This window comes from Agrobacterium sp. V1 (genome assembly GCF_030518355.1).
GTDB classification, from domain to species: domain Bacteria; phylum Pseudomonadota; class Alphaproteobacteria; order Rhizobiales; family Rhizobiaceae; genus Agrobacterium; species Agrobacterium cucumeris.
The window spans coordinates 2,377,726-2,395,086 of record NZ_JAULSF010000001.1 but is presented as its reverse complement, the minus strand read 5'-3'; the positions used below and the strand labels follow the sequence as shown (position 1 = coordinate 2,395,086).

Here is a 17,361-nt window from a genome sequence, read left to right as displayed (position 1 = left end):
TGGTTAATTTTTATGGTTAACCATTTCCTGCGTCATGCGCGCGGGTGGGCATTGTCGTAGATTTCCAGCAGTCTTGCGGTGTCGACACCGGTATAGACCTGGGTGGTGGAAAGGCTGGCATGGCCGAGCAGTTCCTGAATTGTACGCAGATCGCCGCCGCCGGCCAGAAGATGCGTGGCGAAGGAATGGCGCAGCGCATGTGGCGTGGCGTTTTCCGGCAGGCCGAAAGCGCCGCGCAGCTTCTGCATTTCCCGCTGGATGATGGCGGGCTGGAGTTTCCCCCCGCGTGCGCCAAGGAACATCGGTTCATTCGCCGCCAGAGCATAGGGGCAAAGCTTCCTGTAGGCATCGACCGCTTCCGTCACCACTGCCAGCAGCGGCACGATGCGCGTCTTGTTGCCCTTGCCGGTGATGCGCAGGCTGCGGGCGCCCGGCGGAAAATCGGCCGGCGTCAGACCGAGCGCCTCGGAAATACGGAGGCCGCAGCCATAAAGCAGCGACAGGACTGCCGCATTGCGGGCGGCGATCCACGGTTCCTCGTTCAACTGTGCCTCGGCCGTGGTGATCTTCAGGGCCTGTCGATCGGTCAGCGGCTTCGGCAGCGATTTCGGCTGTTTTGGTGCGCGCATCGCGGTGGCGCCGGCCGCATTGACGAGGCCTTTTTTTTGCAGGTGGTGAAGAAGGGAGCGCAGCCCCGCCAGATGCCGGCCGAGTGAACGCGCGCCGGCACCTTCCTTGCGCCGGTTGGCCAGAAAGGCGCGAAGATCGACCGGGCGCAGATCGGCTATATCGGCAATGGCGGCGGGTTTGCCGATGTAGCCGGTAAGGAACGTCAGGAACTGGCGGGTGTCGCGCTCATAGGCTTCCACGGTATTGTCAGAAAGACGGCGTTCACCGGCAAGTGCTGCAAGCCAGGACTGGCGTTCGTTCAACAGATCGGGTTCGGCAAATGTCAGGATTTCAGTCACGCAGCGCTCCATTCCGTGTCTGAACGCTATGCTCTTATGGTCAGCATTTGGTTAAGAGGTGGACTTTGCAAAGCCCGCCCACTACATGCGGGCGGTTTCCTTTTTCATTTCGCCGGGGCATGGTCGCCACATCATGGCAAAAGATTCGTCCAATCTGTTTGGAGCTCTGTTTGACCCGCCGGCGCCCGTGCGCACGGTGCCCGTTCTCGTGCCCATGCCGGCGCCCGGGCCTTATAGTTATGCCGTGCCTGAAGATATGGTGGTGGAGACCGGTTCCGTCGTTCAGGTGCCGCTCGGGCCCCGGCAGGTCTTCGGCGTGGTGTGGGACGATGCCGGCGAGAAGGGTGTCGATCCGAAGAAGCTGCGGCCCATCACCAAGAGTTTCGAATGCCCGCCACTGAAGGCGGAGATGCGCCGCTTCGTCGACTGGGTCGCCGCCTATACGCTTTCGCCGCCCGGCCTGGTGGCGCGCATGGCGCTCAGAGCGCCTGCCGCTTTCGATCCAGAACCGATGATCGAGGGGCTTCGGCTGACCGAAGGCCGGCCAGAACGCCTGACCCCCGCCCGCGAACGGGTCATGGAACTGGCGGCGGAAGGGCATGGCTGGACGAAGAGCGGGCTCGCCCATGCCGCCGGCGTTTCCACCAGCGTCATCGACGGTCTCGTCAAGCAGGGAGTGTTCGAGACGGTTTTTCTGCCGGCGCCGCCTGTCGTGGCCGAGCCTGATCCCGATTATGTCGAGCCGCGGCTGGAAGGCCCGCAGAAACAGGCCGCTTCGGAAATCCTTGAAGATGTGCGCAAGGGCGGCTTTCATGTTTCGCTGATCGATGGTGTGACCGGTTCGGGTAAAACCGAGGTTTATTTCGAGGCGGTGGCCGAGACGCTCCGGCAGGGCAAGCAGGTTCTCATCCTCTTGCCTGAAATCGCGTTGACGGCGGCCTTTCTTGAGCGTTTTCAGGATCGTTTCGGCGCGAAACCGGCGGAATGGCATTCGGACCTGTCGCCGCGCATGCGCGAGAAGGTCTGGCGGCAGGCGGTGACGGGCGAGGTGAAGGTGGTGGCCGGCGCGCGCTCGGCGCTTTTCCTGCCCTTCGACAATCTCGGTCTCATCATCGTCGATGAAGAGCACGACCCCGCCTACAAGCAGGAAGACCGCGTCTTTTATAATGCCCGTGACATGGCCGTCGTCAGGGCGCGGATCGCAGAATTTCCTGTCGTGCTGGTGTCGGCAACGCCGTCGGTGGAAAGCCAGGTCAATGGCAGTTCGGGGCGTTACAATACCATCCACCTGCACACGCGCTTCGGCGATGCGGCGATGCCAGACCTGCATCTCGTTGATATGCGCCGCCATCCGCCGGAGCGGGGAGGGTTTCTCTCACCCGTCCTGCTGCGTGGCATCGGCAAGACCATAGAGAAGGGTGAGCAGGCGCTGCTGTTCCTCAATCGCCGCGGTTATGCGCCGCTGACGCTTTGCCGGGTCTGCGGCCATCGTTTCCAGTGCCCGCAATGTTCCAGCTGGCTGGTGGAGCACCGCTTTCGCAATCAGTTGCAGTGCCACCAGTGTGGCCACAATGAGCCGACGCCGGACCATTGCCCGGAGTGCGGCACCTTCGATCATCTGGTGGCTTGCGGGCCGGGCGTAGAGCGCATTGCCGAAGAGGTGGAGAAACATTTCCCCGAGGCCCGCACCATCGTGCTCTCCTCCGATCTCATGGGCGTCAAGCGCCTGCGGCTGGAGCTGGAGGCGATCGTCAAGGGTGAGGCGGACATCGTCATCGGCACGCAGCTCGTCGCCAAGGGGCATAATTTTCCGCTGATGACGCTAGTCGGCATCGTTGATGCCGATCTCGGCCTTGCCAATGGTGACCCACGCGCGGCGGAGCGAACGTTCCAGCTGCTCTCGCAGGTGACGGGGCGCGCCGGGCGCACAGGGTTGAAGAGCCATGGCCTGCTGCAGACCTACCAGCCACAGCATCCCGTCATGCAGGCAATCGTTTCGGGTGATGCCTCCGCCTTTTATGAAAGAGAGATCGTTGAGCGGGAAAAGGCCGTTCTGCCGCCCTTTGGACGTCTTGCCTCGATCATCGTTTCCGCCGATACGCGCGGAGATGCCGAAACCCATGCGCGGGGTTTGAGGGCGGCTGCCCCGCAGGTGACGGGCATCATGCTGCTTGGCCCGGCGGAAGCGCCGCTGGCGCTGATCCGTGGCCGCCATCGTTTCCGTCTGCTGGTGCACGGGCGACGCAATTCCGACATGCAGTCCTTTCTTCGAACACTGCTGGCCAATGGCCCCAAGGAACGGGGCAGCGTGCATGTGCAGCTTGATATCGATCCGCAAAGTTTCCTTTGAACTTTGCCAATCAAGGCGTTTTCCCGCTGTCATGACCGTGTCATAACGCAGCAGGCGAAAAGAATGATTTGGGGAACGAGATGGAGTTTTATTTTCCTGCCGAATTCGGCGAGCAGCTGGCCTTCGGTGCGGCAGCGGTGTCGGCCGTGATCGGCCTTTTTTTCATGTTCGCACCCGGGATGACGCTGCGCGCTTTCGGTCTTCTGCCGGCTGGTGAGCGCAGGGACGGCTATGCGCTTGTGCGTTCGTCGCTTGCCGGCTTTTATCTTGGTCTCGGCGCTGCCGCCCTGCTTCTGGCGCAGCCCATGGTCTATCTCGCTTTCGGTGCGGCTTTCGGTCTCAGCGTATTCGGCGGCATTCTCTCCATTCTCTCGGATGGAGGCGCAACCATGCGGAATTTCATACTCCTGGTTGTACACTTTCTGCTGTCCGCGCTCTCGCTGAGCTACGTCTTCGGGCTGGTCTGAGGCGGGCTTTTGGGCTTTTGTGCCGCACCAAACCCGCATCCTGAGCGAAAACGGAAAATTTAAACGCATTCCCCCTTGCCCAAACGGCGCTTTCCGCTATTACGCGTGTTGCGAGTCCCGGCGTCCTATGCTAGACGGACCGCGAAATTGGGAAAAGGCAGGGGGGAATTCCGGTCTTTTTCGGGGAAATTGAAACGATTTCAAGAATTTGATGCGGTGGAGCCCCCTCGCTGATGATCTTGGATGATTAGCAGGGAAAAAGTGCCCGTGGCAGACACCTCCCAGGGAACATCCGGTGTAGCGGAAAGGTATGCGTCGTCGCTTTTCGAGCTTGCTTTGGAAGCGGGTGCGGTTGAAGCGGTTGGAGCCGATCTGGACAAGTTCGGTGCACTTCTCGACGAAAGCGACGATTTGAAGCGTCTGGTTGCGAGCCCGGTATTTTCCGCCGAGGATCAGTTCAAGGCAATCACCGCGATCTGCGAGAAGGCCGGCATTGCCGGTCTTGCTGTTAATTTCCTCAAGGTCGTTGCCAGTAACCGCCGTCTCTTTGCCGTTCCCGGCATGATCCGCGCCTACCGCACCATTGCCGCCGCCCACCGCGGCGAAATCACCGCCGAGGTCACCTCGGCACATGCGCTCGACGAGGCGCAGGAAACTGAACTGAAAGCGGCGCTGAAGAGCGTTACCGGCAAGGATGTGACGATTTCCGTTACCGTCGATCCGTCGATCCTCGGCGGCCTGATCGTCAAGGTCGGTTCCCGCCAGATCGATACGTCTCTTCGCACCAAACTTTCCACCCTTAAGCTTGCACTGAAAGAGGTTGGCTGATGGATATCCGCGCCGCGGAAATTTCCGCAATTCTGAAAGATCAAATCAAAAATTTCGGCAACGAGGCGGAAGTCTCGGAAGTCGGTCAGGTGCTTTCCGTCGGTGACGGTATTGCCCGCGTTTACGGCCTCGACAATGTTCAGGCCGGTGAAATGGTCGAGTTCCCCGGCGGCATCCGCGGCATGGCACTCAACCTTGAAGCCGACAACGTCGGTGTGGTTATCTTCGGTTCGGACCGTGACATCAAGGAAGGCGACACCGTAAAGCGGACTGGCGCTATCGTTGACGTTCCGGTTGGTCCGGAACTGCTCGGCCGCGTCGTTGACGCGCTTGGCAACCCGATCGACGGCAAGGGCCCGATCAATGCCGCCAAGCGTTCGCGCGTTGACGTCAAGGCTCCCGGCATCATTCCGCGCAAGTCGGTTCATGAGCCGATGTCGACCGGCCTCAAGGCTATCGACGCGCTCATCCCGGTTGGCCGTGGCCAGCGCGAGCTCGTCATCGGCGACCGCCAGACCGGCAAGACCGCGATCATTCTCGACACGATCCTGAACCAGAAGGCCATTCACGACAATGGCCCTGACGGCGACAAGCTTTATTGCGTCTACGTCGCTATCGGTCAGAAGCGTTCGACCGTTGCCCAGTTCGTCAAGGTTCTGGAAGAGCGCGGCGCGCTGCAGTACTCGATCATCGTTGCCGCAACGGCTTCCGATCCGGCTCCGATGCAGTACCTCGCTCCGTTTGCCGGCTGCGCCATGGGCGAATATTTCCGTGACAACGGCAAGCACGCTCTCATCGGTTACGACGACCTTTCCAAGCAGGCCGTTGCCTATCGTCAGATGTCGCTTCTGCTGCGTCGTCCTCCGGGCCGCGAAGCTTATCCGGGCGACGTTTTCTACCTTCACTCCCGTCTTCTCGAGCGCGCTGCAAAGCTCTCCGACGAAATGGGCGCAGGTTCGCTGACGGCTCTGCCGGTCATCGAAACCCAGGGTAACGACGTTTCGGCCTTTATTCCGACCAACGTGATCTCGATCACCGACGGCCAGATCTTCCTTGAAACCGACCTGTTCTACCAGGGCATCCGTCCGGCCGTTAACGTCGGTCTGTCGGTTTCGCGCGTTGGTTCTGCCGCTCAGATCAAGGCGATGAAGCAGGTTGCCGGTTCGATCAAGGGTGAACTCGCCCAGTATCGCGAAATGGCCGCTTTTGCCCAGTTCGGCTCGGACCTTGATGCGTCCACGCAGCGCCTGCTTAACCGCGGTGCCCGCCTGACCGAGCTTCTGAAGCAGCCGCAGTTCTCTCCGCTCAAGACGGAAGAGCAGGTTGCGGTGATCTTCGCTGGTGTCAACGGCTACCTCGACAAGATCCCGGTCGCACAGGTCGGCAAGTTCGAGCAGGGTTTCCTCTCCTACCTCCGCTCGGAAGGCAAGGCGATCCTCGACACCATCCGCACGGAAAAGGCTATCAGCGACGATACCAAGGGCAAGCTCAAGGGCGCTCTTGATACCTTCGCCAAGTCTTTCTCTTAAATCAGGGCTCTTTTACTCGGACGGATAACGGATGCCTTCACTAAAGGATCTGAAAAACCGCATTGCCTCCGTGAAGGCGACGCAGAAGATTACCAAGGCGATGAAAATGGTCGCCGCGGCGAAGCTTCGGCGCGCCCAGGAAGCTGCGGAGGCCGCCCGGCCTTATTCTCAGCGCATGAGCGCCGTTCTTGCCAACATCGCCTCGGCGGTCGAGGCAGACGTTGCTCCGGCGCTGATGACCGGCACCGGCAAGGACGACGTGCATCTGCTCGTCGTCTGCACGGCTGAACGTGGTCTTTGCGGCGGTTTCAACTCGCAGATTTCCCGTTTTGCCCGCGATCATGCCCGCAAGCTGATTTCGGAAGGCAAGACGGTCAAGATCATCACGGTTGGCAAGAAGGGTTACGACAGCCTTCGCCGCGAATTTGCAGCCAACATCATCGAGCGCGTCGAACTGCGCGAAGTGAAGAAGGTCGGTTTTGAAAATGCCGACCAGATCGCCAAGAAGGTGATCTCGCTCTTCAACGCGGGTGAATTCGACGTCTGCACGCTGATCTATTCGGAATTCAAGTCCGTCATCAGCCAGATCCCGACCGGCCTGCAGCTCATTCCGGCCGCTACGCCTGTTGTGGAAGCGGATGAGACGACGCAGAACGCCGTCTACGAATATGAGCCGGATGCGGCTTCTATTCTGGAAGACCTTATTCCGCGCAACATTTCGGTTCAGGTTTTCCGGGCTCTGCTCGAAAACGTTGCCGGTGAAATGGGCGCCAAGATGAGCGCGATGGACAATGCAACGCGCAATGCCGGTGAGATGATCAACAAGCTGACCCTTTCCTACAACCGTCAGCGTCAGGCTCAGATCACCAAGGAACTCATTGAAATCATTTCGGGCGCGGAAGCGCTCTGAGGTAAGGAAAGAGGGTAAGGATAATGGCTAAGGCAGCTACCCCCAAGAAAACCGCAGCGGTGAACGGCGCGGGCAAGGTTACCCAGGTTATCGGCGCTGTTGTCGACGTGGCGTTCGAAGGCGAACTGCCTCCGATCCTGAACGCGCTCGAAACCGAGAACAACGGCAACCGCCTCGTTCTGGAAGTCGCGCAGCATCTCGGCGAAAACGTCGTCCGCACGATCGCCATGGACTCGACCGAAGGTCTCGTCCGCGGTCAGGCCGTCGCCAACACCGGCGCACCGATCGAAGTTCCGGTCGGTCCGGAAACGCTCGGCCGCATCATGAACGTCATCGGCGAGCCGGTTGACGAAGCTGGTCCGATCACCACGGCCAAGAAGCGCGCCATCCACCAGGATGCACCGTCTTACGTCGAGCAGTCGACTGAAGCGCAGATCCTCGTCACCGGCATCAAGGTCGTCGACCTTCTGGCTCCTTACGCCAAGGGCGGCAAGATCGGCCTGTTCGGCGGCGCCGGCGTTGGCAAGACGGTTCTCATCATGGAACTGATCAACAACGTCGCCAAGGCGCATGGTGGTTATTCGGTATTCGCCGGCGTGGGTGAACGTACCCGCGAAGGTAACGACCTCTACCACGAAATGATCGAATCGAACGTCAACAAGCTCGGCGGCGGCGAAGGCTCCAAGGCTGCGCTCGTTTACGGCCAGATGAACGAACCGCCGGGCGCCCGCGCTCGCGTTGCTCTGACCGGTCTGACGATCGCTGAAAACTTCCGTGACGAAGGCCAGGACGTTCTGTTCTTCGTGGACAACATCTTCCGCTTCACGCAGGCTGGTTCGGAAGTGTCGGCTCTGCTCGGTCGTATTCCTTCGGCCGTGGGTTATCAGCCGACGCTGGCAACCGACATGGGCCAGATGCAGGAACGCATCACCACCACGAACAAGGGTTCGATCACCTCGGTTCAGGCGATTTACGTTCCCGCCGACGACTTGACCGACCCGGCGCCGGCAACCTCGTTCGCGCATCTTGACGCAACGACGGTTCTGTCGCGCTCGATTGCTGAAAAGGGTATTTACCCGGCTGTTGACCCGCTCGACTCCACCTCGCGTATGCTCGACCCGATGATCGTCGGCGAAGAGCATTACGAAGTTGCCCGTAAGGTTCAGTCGACCCTGCAGCGCTACAAGTCGCTTCAGGACATCATCGCCATCCTCGGCATGGACGAGCTGTCGGAAGAAGACAAGCTGACGGTTGCCCGCGCCCGTAAGATCGAGCGCTTCCTGTCGCAGCCGTTCTTCGTCGCTGAAGTCTTCACCGGTTCGCCGGGCAAGCTCGTTGCGCTCGAAGACACGATCAAGGGCTTCAAGGGTCTGGTCAACGGCGAATATGACAGCCTGCCGGAAGCAGCTTTCTACATGGTCGGTTCGATGGAAGAAGCCATCGAAAAGGCAAAGAAGCTGGCTGGCGAAGCCGCCTGATAATGAATTGGCGGGCGCGTGGTTCAACTGCGCGCCTTGCCGGCAACGGTGGCGAAACCAGAATGGTGATGCCGGCGTTGTAGCAATGAAGTCCGTGACGCCCGCGTAATTGAAAAGAAGTGAATAGCCATGGCTGACAGTTTCAAATTCGATCTCGTTTCCCCGGAACGTCTGCTCGTTTCCGAAACGGTTACGGAAGTCGTCATCCCGGCAACGCTGGGTGAGATGACGGTTCTGGCCAATCACGCTCCGACGATGACGACGATCAAGCCGGGTCTGGTGACGGTGAAGTTCGCCTCCGGTGAGACGCATAAATACGTCGTTTTCGGCGGTTTTGCTGATATTCTCCCGACCGGTTGTACGCTTCTGGCGGAATCCGCCGTTTCGGCCGATGATATGTCCCCCGACACGCTGCAGAAGCGTATTGATGCGGCCAAGGCCGAAATCGAAGAGGGCAATCACCACCACGAGCATCTGACCAAGCTTGAAAAGCACCTTTACGAACTGACGAACCTGCATGAGGTTCTCGTCGCCGCTTGAAAGCACCGGGCGGGTTCGAAAGAATGACTGCCCACACAATATTCAAAACAAAAAGCGGCCTTTGGTCGCTTTTTTGTTTTCGGCTATTGCCCCTCTCTGAGGAGAAAAGGCCGTCTCTTCTTTTTCAGGCGCGTGTTGCGAGCCGTTTGACCTCTCTGGAGCACTCGAGCAGAAAGCAGATCACTGCTCTGCCGGAAAATCGGCGAAAGCAAAGACGCGGTGCGTGGCCGCCGGGTCTGTTCCAGCAGGTGATGCTTGGGAAATTGATTCCGGTTTTCACCGCTATGGGCTAGATGTGATGTTGGAGAAAAATGCTGCTTTTCGATCGGGAGTGAGGCGAGGCAGTTTTGGCCATGGAGGAATGATAGCCGTGTCAGCAGAGGCAAGTTACCGAAGGTTCACGCGAACCGCGCGGCGGGAAGGGTTCATAATCGAGGGCGAGCGCTCTGTGCCGGAAGAAGTGCCGGTCGCCTTTTCATACGGCGGTAGTACGCATGCCGTGATGATGGCCAGTCCGGCCGACCTCATCGATTTCGCCGTCGGTTTCAGCCTGACAGAGGGCATCATATCGTCGCGTGCCGAAATCCGTTCCATCGAAGTGATCGAGGCCGCGCAAGGCTATGATGTTCAGGTGGATCTGCAGGATGCCAATGCCGATGCCCTGCGAGCCAGAAGACGGAGCATGGCAGGTCCGGTCGGTTGCGGTCTTTGCGGCATCGAATCCATAGAGCAGGCGGTTCGCGTGGTGCCGGATGTGAGCGAGGTAGAAATCTCCGTTGATGCCCATCATATCGTTGCCGCGATGAAGGCGCTGACTGACGCACAAAGCCTCAACCGGGAGACAAGGGCTGTTCACGGTGCGGGGTTTTATAGCGTTCACGAGGGATTGCTGGCGGTGCGTGAAGATGTCGGCCGCCACAACGCGCTCGACAAACTGGCAGGTGCGGTCATGAATGCGGGCATATCTTCCGGTGCTGGCATGGTGGCTGTCACCAGTCGCCTGTCGGTAGAGATGGTCCAGAAGACGGCGATCCTCGGCAGTGCCGTTCTGGCGGCGATTTCTGCGCCCACAGCGCTTGCCATTGAAACGGCCGATAGGGCGGGCGTCACCCTCATTGCGCTGGTGCGGGGTGAAGACTTTGAAATCTTCACCCGCGCGGATCGGATTGTTTTCTGACATTTAAGACCACGTCCCTTAGCGGCCTTGCGGTTTCAGGGGGCTAAAACTCCGCCCATTCTGCTGCTGCGTTTCCGTGAGACCTTGGTGCGGAATATCGCGCCTGTGGTGCCGGCAATCTGGTAACCATGGCCGGTTTCCTGTCGGCTGGACGAACGGGTGCTGCCGCGGTCTCATTTGATATTGTGAATTGCCGCAGCAGTTCGTGCAGGTTTTCCGCCTCATTGGCGAGGCCGTGGCTGGCGGCGGTGGTTTCCTCCACCATGGCGGCGTTTTTCTGGGTTGCCTGATCCATGACGTTGACGGCCTGATTGATCTCCCTCAGCCCGTTGGCCTGCTCGCGCGATGCCTCGACGATGGCCGAAACATTGACGTCGATTTCGCCCATCTGCGATTGAATATCCTTGAGGGCGCTGCCGGTTCTGCCCACGAGGTCCACACCATTGGCGACCTGTTCGCGCGAGGTGTTGATAAGGGATTTGATTTCCTTGGCGGCCACGGCGGAACGTTGTGCAAGCTCGCGGACCTCCTGCGCCACAACGGCGAAACCCTTGCCTGCCTCACCGGCGCGGGCGGCCTCAACGCCCGCATTCAGTGCGAGAAGATTGGTCTGGAAGGCAATGTCATCGATGACACCGATAATGTTGGTGATTTCGCCGGACGAACGCGAAATGGCGTCCATCGCGGAAATCGCCTGCTGAACGATTTCGCCCGAATGTTCGGCATGATCTTTCGTTCGCAGCACCAGTTTGCCAGCTTCGCCGGCGCGCTGGCTGGCATCGCTTACTGTCGTGGTAATTTCTTCCAAGGCCGCTGCCGTCTCTTCCAGCGAGGCGGCCTGCTGTTCGGTGCGCTGCGAGAGTTGATCGGCAGCAATGCGGATTTCGCCCGAGCCTGATGCGATGGTGGAGGCATTATGGGCGATCGTCTGCATGGTGGCCTGAAGTTTGCCGACAACTTCGTTGAAGTCCTGGCGCAACTTCTCCATGCTGGGCACGAAACTGTTGTCGAGGCGCTGCACAAGATCACCATCGGCCAGGGCCCGCAGGGCATCGGCAAGAACAGTGATGGCGCTCATGCGTGGCGTTACGTCGGTGGCAAATTTCACCACTTTTGCCACTTTGCCGGCGTCATCCAGAACTGGATTATAGGCGGCCTGAATCCATATTTCCTTGCCGTTCTTGCCATAGCGAACAAATTCATCCGAGATGAATTCTCCCGCTGCCAGCCGCTGCCAGAAACTGGCATAGGCGGGCGAGGCGGCATAGGCCGGATCGCAGAACATGCGATGGTGCCTGCCCTCGATTTCCTTGAGGTCGTAATTTACGGTGGCGCAGAAATTTGGATTGGCGGTGATGATCGTGCCGTCGGGAAAAAACTCGATGGTGGCCTGCGAGCGGGAGAGCGCCTCCAGTTTGCCTGCGTCTTCTGCGGCCTTGATCTTCTTGGCGGTAATATCGGTGGCGATCTTGATCACCTTGTAGGGCTTGCCCGAACGAAAAACCGGATTGTAGGAAGCCTCGATCCAGATAACCGCGCCATCCTTGCGAATACGCCGATATTCCTTGGCCTGAAACTCGCCACGGGCGAGAGATTCCCAAAACTCCTGATAGGCACGCGATGCGGCGAATTCGCCGTCACAGAAGATGCGATGGTGCTTGCCGGTGATTTCGGCAAGATCGTAACCCAGCGCCGCGCAGAAATTGCGGTTTGCCGTGAGAATATTACCTTTAAGATCGAATTCTATGACCGCCTGCGATCTGGAGATCGCATCGAGCATGTTTCGGTTATGTGCGCTTTTCCCTAACCCCAGCATTGGACGTCCCCCGAATATCGGCCACAGCGCGGCCAGCCGCATAAGAGGATGCGTTCCGCGCCGTATCATGTTGAACAACGAACAGGTTTGCCGCCAAAAGCGGCAATGCAGGCACTTGCGTCTTGTCGGCCTAGGTCAGGTATCGGACCCGCGAGATGCGTGTCGGTGCGGTACTGATTTTCAGCTTTTAATATTAGATATCTATAATATTAAAATGTTCTTATTTACAAAACGCAGGAATAGAAAAAACAAAACCGCCGGGCGATGCTCCGGCGGTCTGGCCTGATTGTCGATATCTGGAGCGAAACGGGCTTGTCTCTTTTGTCTGCGTCAGAATGCAAACCTTTGAGGGGAAGCCCGCCAGTAGGCGGGCTTAAGCCGCGAGATCTTCCGCTTCCGTTCCCTTGAACATCTTTGCAAGGTTCAGGAAGCAGATCATGCCATGTTCGTTGGCGATGATGCCTTCGGAATAGGACTTGTCGAAAGAAGCGGAGATTTCCGGAACCGGCTGAACCTGGTTTGCCGGGATCGTCAGGATGTCGGACACGCGGTCAACCAGCATGCCGATGACCATGTTGTGCACTTCGGCCACCACGATGGCGCTTCTTTCATTGGCGACGGTGCTCTTCATGCCGAGCTTGTGGGCCAGATCGATGATCGGAATGACCGAGCCGCGCAGGTTCATGACGCCGATAACGTCTTTCGGCGCGTGGGGAATAGGCGTGGAAGGCGCCCAGCCGCGAATTTCGCGGATAGTCGTCGTCTTCACGCAGAATTCCTGATCGTGCAGGCGGAACGCGATGATTTCCAGCGTCTCACCGCCAAAATTGGTAGAGTTTATCATTGCCATCAGAATTCTTCCCAATGCTCGCTGTGGAGGCCGGCGCAAGTGCACCGACACTTGCATATGCGGATTTGGCGTTCTGCCTGGTGCCTGAACAGCCGGAAATACTATTTCCGTCTTCAATGGAAGATTCGTAACATGAGATGGTTTCGCAAACCTAAATGCGAACGGCTCTGAAGTGTTTTCGTTTTCTTCGAATCGCGAAAACACTCTCTTTTTGATTTACGCATTGTCCGGACGTAAACCCGCTGCGCATTTTTACTGGCGTGCTTAGTATTCTTTCTCGTAAAATATACCGGCTGCACCTTCGCCATCACCGCCCGCCTCACCGCGCAGTTTCACGCCGCGCCCGACATCGAGGTTGATGATGGCTTTGGCACCGGATTCACCGCTCTGCTGCAGTTCGAGATAGGTTCTCTCATTCAGATATTTGCCGGCGGAAACACGGGCCTGGCCCTCTGAATCGGTGGAAATATCCAGATCATCGACGCCGAGATTGCTTCTGAGCTTGTCGAACAGCGAGGTTGAGCGACCGCCGGCCAGCTGGGCTGCGGCATCTGCCAGCCGGGCGATCTGCAGGGCGGAGAGTTTCGACATGGACTGGCCAAAGATCAGCTGCGCCATGACTTCATCCTGCGGCAGGGCAGGGGACGAGGAGAACGCGAATGTCGGGTCGTTGGCATTGCCGGAAACCGCAACCGTGACGGTGGTTGAACCAACCGTCGAGTCCGCCTTCATATCGAGAACCGGGATGAGGCCACCGCCGAAGCTGATGTTGCCGGTGGTGAAATCAAGACGACGGGTGAGGATTTCCAGCCGGCCGCGGCGCATTTCGAAGCCGCCGGAAATGACGGGAACGGCCGCCGTGCCGCGGATCGTCAGATTGCCGGTCAGTTCCGCATCGATGCCGCGACCGCGCACGAAGATGCCACTTGGTGCATTCACCTGCAGATCGAGATTGATGGTGGAGGAACTGCCGCTGCCGCCCTGATCGCCCCCTAGCGCTTTCGCCTGCGCACGGACCTTTGGCGGGGCGTTCTTGTGCTTGACGTCGATTTCAGTCAGCGAGGCCGGGAGTTTTTCCGGAATGGTGATGGCGCTTCTATCCAGCGTCAGGTTGCCACCCAGAACTGGCGAGTTCAGCAGCGGACCTTTCAGCGTCAGCGTGCCGCTCACCACCGTGGTTACCAATGTTCCGTCATTATAGCCGGCACGATCCAGCGTGATCGAAATATCGGCCGGGAAGCCCAACCCGCCGGCAATGCCGACGCTGCCTGTTCCTGAAATCGTTCCGCCGCCTGCCAGCTTACCCGTCAATCGGGAGATGACAGCGCGGTCGCGATCGAAGGTGATGGTTGCACCCAGTCCGTTGACGGTCAGGTTGCGGCGCACGTCGGTCAGACGTGTGCCATCGGTGGTGATGCTGCCGGTAATAACAGGTGCTGTGGCGCTGCCGGAAATTTTTACGTCGATGGCAGCCGTGCCGTCCACATCAAGACCCTGGGCGGCGGTCTGCGCCGCGACAGCTGAAAAAGGCAGCCTTCCGGTAAAGGCCATGGAGAGCGGGCGATTGCCGGCGATGCCGAGAGAACCGCCGCCCGAGAGCGCCATGCCGCCCTGGCCGGTCACGTTGGTGTCGATCTGCAGCGTGCCGCCGGCGAAACGGCCGTTCGCCTTGATGCCAAGCGCTGCAAGCCCGGCGGCGCGGGTCTGTGAGACCTCGGCATTCGCCCAATTGAGATTATAATCGACCGATGGGTCGGATGCCGCGCCCTTGGCGCTGACGGTGCCGGATATGCTGCCTGCCGCATCCAGCCCGGCAGCGAAGGCGTTTGCAAGACTGGCGGGAAGCGAACGGATGTCGGCATTGATGTCGAGTGCCGATCCGGCGGTGCCGTTGACCTCAATGCGCCCGTCGCCGGTGATGATGGTCAGATCGGAGATGCGCGCCGTGCCATTCTGGATTGCAATGGTGCTTGGTTTTTCAAGCCGCACGGCAATGCCCTTGGGGGCGGCGGAAAAGGCGTCGAGCCTTACCGTCATCGGCGTTCCGCCGGTATCGGCGCTGCCCTTCACCACCAGCGGTGCATTGTCGTAACGGCCGTTGACGTCGAATTGCGTTGTCGTGCCGGAATGGCCGATGGTGGCGTTCAGGCCGGAAATCGAGGCGGCGCCGGCATTGACGCTGTCGGCACTGACCTTGCCATTGATGGCGAGTGCCTGCAGGTCGTCGATGGAGATATCGGCGGCGAGCTTGGAGATTGTCGTCGTGCCCTGACGGATGCTGCCGCCATTGGCCTTTATCGTTGCGGCGATCCGGCCATTGGCGTTGCTCAGCGCGATATCGCCGGCAATATCGCCATCCGCCTGCTGCGCGGCAAGTGCGGCCAGCAGGGCAAGATCTGGGAAATTGAAGGAAAGATTGCCTGTCGGCAGGAACTGCTGCGAGAATTGCAGCTGCCCGTTCAGCAGGTTGCGGCCGACGGCCACATGCAGCTCAGGTATCGCCGTACCGTTTTCCGTTTGCACCACATTGGCGTTGGCGTCGATCTTCTGCCGGTCGAGGCTGCCGCTGGCGGTGAGTTTCGCCTGCGGTGCTGCGGGATCCGCCTTGCCTGCAGCATTGATTTTCAGTGCTTCGAGGGTTCGTCCGGCGAGAACTGCGCTTTCAGAACTCAGGGTGACGTTGAAATCCGGTGCGGAAATTGCACCGGTGGCATCGATTGCAAACTCGGCGACACCCTTTGCCTGCGGTGTCAGCTTTTCGAGAGCGGGGAATTTGCCGGTCAGGCTGGCGTTCAACGCATCGTTTTCCAGGCTGACATTGCCCGCCGCCTCGATCGTTCCGGATTTGACGGCGAGGTTCTCAACGCTGATGCGCCCGCCAATGGTCAGGTCGATATCGCCCTGCAGGGCGATTGTAGTATCAAATTTTTCTGCCAGCGCCGGCGGCAGGGTGGCCGGCAGGGCGAAGAGCTGCACGCTGGAGGTCAGGCGGTTATTGGCGAGATCAAAACTGCCGTTCAGGGTTCCGCCGACACTGGCGCTTTCGAGCGTTGCACCGTCAAAGCCGATGGCGGAAGAGGTGAAGCTGAGTGGTGCCTTGATGGTGAGTGGCGCACGCACCAGCCGGTCGATATCAGGGCTGACGAAGGATGATTGCGTAACGGAAAGGACGGTGGCGATGGTGCCGCTGCGGCTGGCGATGTTGAGGTCGGTGCTTTCGGCCGTCAGTTTGATGTCGTCAAGCCGGCCCTGCGGCAGGGCAAGGCTGCGCAATGATGCCGTGGTCTTCAGATGCGCGGCATCCGCGTTGCCCTTCAGGGAAAGGTCGAGGCCGTTGATGAGGGCCTGAACTTCGCCATTGCTGAGAGGCCAGCGGAAATCAACGGGACCGGCGGTGCCGATGAGGTTGGCGGCGAGATCGTTTTGACCGTTCGGATCGATGGTGCCGGAAGCGGTCAGCAACAATGCGCCGGTCTCCAGCGTACTGCTGCCGATTTCGATGCGGCCCTGCGGTGAGAGCGTGGCGTTTGCATCGAGCTTCGTCTCACCGGCAAAAAGCTGGCGGAAGGCGGGGGGGAGGAGCAGATCCGGCTGACCACCGCCCGCGATCTCGATACGGCGCGTGCCGTCATCGCCCAGAATATGGCGGCCGTTAACATTGACGACGGGGTTACCGGCGACATTGCCGCGCAGCGTGCCGGTCCAGTTGGAAAGCGGTCCTTCGCCGTTCACATCGATCGCCACTGCGGGCGTACCGGGCAGCGAAAGCAGCGTGGCGAGAAGCCCGCCTTCGGGCTCTTTCATCTCCGCTTTCAGCTTCAACACATTTTCATTCGGCAGGAAGGCGATGTCGGCATTCACGGCGGCATCCACCGCATTCATCCGATGGGCTGTAAGCGACAGCCTGATATCGTCACGGGCGGCCTTGAGATTGCCTTCGGCCGTCAACTCGAAAGGGCTGCCGAGAAGTGATTGCCCAAGGCTGATATCTGGAAAGCTGAAATTATCGATGCCGACTTCAATCGGCAGCGAAGAACTGCCGGAGCTTTTGGTCGTCGTCTGCTCGGAGGCTAGCGGTTTACGCTCGACGTCGATCGATCCGGCCGAGACCCGGTCGGCATGAAAGGTTCTGGCAAGAAGCGAGAGCGGTGACCAGTCGACGGCGATCTGGTTCACGCGGGCATAGGGTCCCTGCCGGTCCGAAAGGGTGACGTTGTCGAGCCGCAGGCGGCCGGTCAAAAGGCCGCTCGGGGGGGAAATCTCGATTGTCTGATCGGGCGTCGATACAAGTGCTGAAATCTGCTTTGCTGCAATTCTGGCGCCCATCGGTGTAAACCCGACGAACAGAACCGCAAGCAGCACCAGCACCACGCAGCACAAGGCAACGTAGCCCAGCCATTTCAGCAATCGAATCAACGTTTTCATCAAAGGTAATCTACACTCTGCTT

General features: G+C 59.4%; 12 protein-coding genes. 8 read left to right on the top strand and 4 right to left on the bottom strand.

Translation table 11 applies throughout. The features are described 5' to 3' along the window. Window positions 1-32 precede the first annotated feature (32 nt). Complete coding sequence (locus tag QSV77_RS11570; protein WP_302733582.1) at window positions 33-980, bottom strand: tyrosine recombinase XerC; 948 nt, start codon at window positions 978-980, stop codon at window positions 33-35. Window positions 981-1,101: 121 nt separating this feature from the next. On the opposite strand from QSV77_RS11570, the gene QSV77_RS11565 reads away from it, so the two are divergent. From QSV77_RS11565 to fdhD, 8 genes are all read left to right on the top strand, one after another. Continuing rightward, complete coding sequence (locus QSV77_RS11565; protein WP_302733581.1) at window positions 1,102-3,318, top strand: primosomal protein N'; 2,217 nt, start codon at window positions 1,102-1,104, stop codon at window positions 3,316-3,318. An 80-nt stretch (window positions 3,319-3,398) separates the two neighbouring features. After that, entirely contained in the window at window positions 3,399-3,785 is a 387-nt protein-coding gene (locus QSV77_RS11560; RefSeq protein WP_142842307.1) for a phage infection protein, read from the top strand. A 261-nt stretch (window positions 3,786-4,046) separates the two neighbouring features. After that, window positions 4,047-4,613, top strand: coding sequence for a F0F1 ATP synthase subunit delta (locus tag QSV77_RS11555; RefSeq protein ID WP_193559537.1), 567 nt, complete (start codon window positions 4,047-4,049; stop codon window positions 4,611-4,613). Next, window positions 4,613-6,142 (top strand): F0F1 ATP synthase subunit alpha, encoded by a 1,530-nt coding sequence (gene atpA / locus QSV77_RS11550; RefSeq protein ID WP_003492364.1) that lies wholly within the window; start codon window positions 4,613-4,615, stop codon window positions 6,140-6,142. Before QSV77_RS11555 ends, atpA begins: the two co-directional genes overlap by 1 nt. Before the next feature lie 31 nt (window positions 6,143-6,173). Then, window positions 6,174-7,052, top strand: a complete 879-nt coding sequence (locus QSV77_RS11545) for a F0F1 ATP synthase subunit gamma (RefSeq protein WP_142842309.1) — start codon at window positions 6,174-6,176, stop codon at window positions 7,050-7,052. 23 nt (window positions 7,053-7,075) lie between these two features. Next, complete coding sequence (gene atpD, locus QSV77_RS11540) at window positions 7,076-8,530, top strand: F0F1 ATP synthase subunit beta (protein ID WP_035221615.1); 1,455 nt, start codon at window positions 7,076-7,078, stop codon at window positions 8,528-8,530. Between the two features lie 129 nt (window positions 8,531-8,659). After that, window positions 8,660-9,070 carry a F0F1 ATP synthase subunit epsilon gene (locus tag QSV77_RS11535; RefSeq protein ID WP_003492358.1) on the top strand — a complete coding sequence of 137 codons (411 nt, stop codon included), beginning with the start codon at window positions 8,660-8,662 and terminating at the stop codon, window positions 9,068-9,070. Between the two features lie 361 nt (window positions 9,071-9,431). Further along, window positions 9,432-10,247 carry a formate dehydrogenase accessory sulfurtransferase FdhD gene (gene fdhD, locus QSV77_RS11530; RefSeq protein ID WP_302733578.1) on the top strand — a complete coding sequence of 272 codons (816 nt, stop codon included), beginning with the start codon at window positions 9,432-9,434 and terminating at the stop codon, window positions 10,245-10,247. A 43-nt stretch (window positions 10,248-10,290) separates the two neighbouring features. Here fdhD and QSV77_RS11525 read toward each other — a convergent pair whose 3' ends face one another. From QSV77_RS11525 to QSV77_RS11515, 3 genes are all read right to left on the bottom strand, one after another. Continuing rightward, window positions 10,291-12,027 (bottom strand): methyl-accepting chemotaxis protein, encoded by a 1,737-nt coding sequence (locus tag QSV77_RS11525; RefSeq protein WP_302733576.1) that lies wholly within the window; start codon window positions 12,025-12,027, stop codon window positions 10,291-10,293. Between the two features lie 409 nt (window positions 12,028-12,436). Beyond that, on the bottom strand, window positions 12,437-12,913 hold the full coding sequence (locus QSV77_RS11520) for a chemotaxis protein CheW (protein WP_003504949.1): 477 nt from the start codon (window positions 12,911-12,913) through the stop codon (window positions 12,437-12,439). A 264-nt stretch (window positions 12,914-13,177) separates the two neighbouring features. Beyond that, entirely contained in the window at window positions 13,178-17,338 is a 4,161-nt protein-coding gene (locus tag QSV77_RS11515; protein WP_302733570.1) for a translocation/assembly module TamB domain-containing protein, read from the bottom strand. Between the last annotated feature and the right edge of the window lie 23 nt (window positions 17,339-17,361).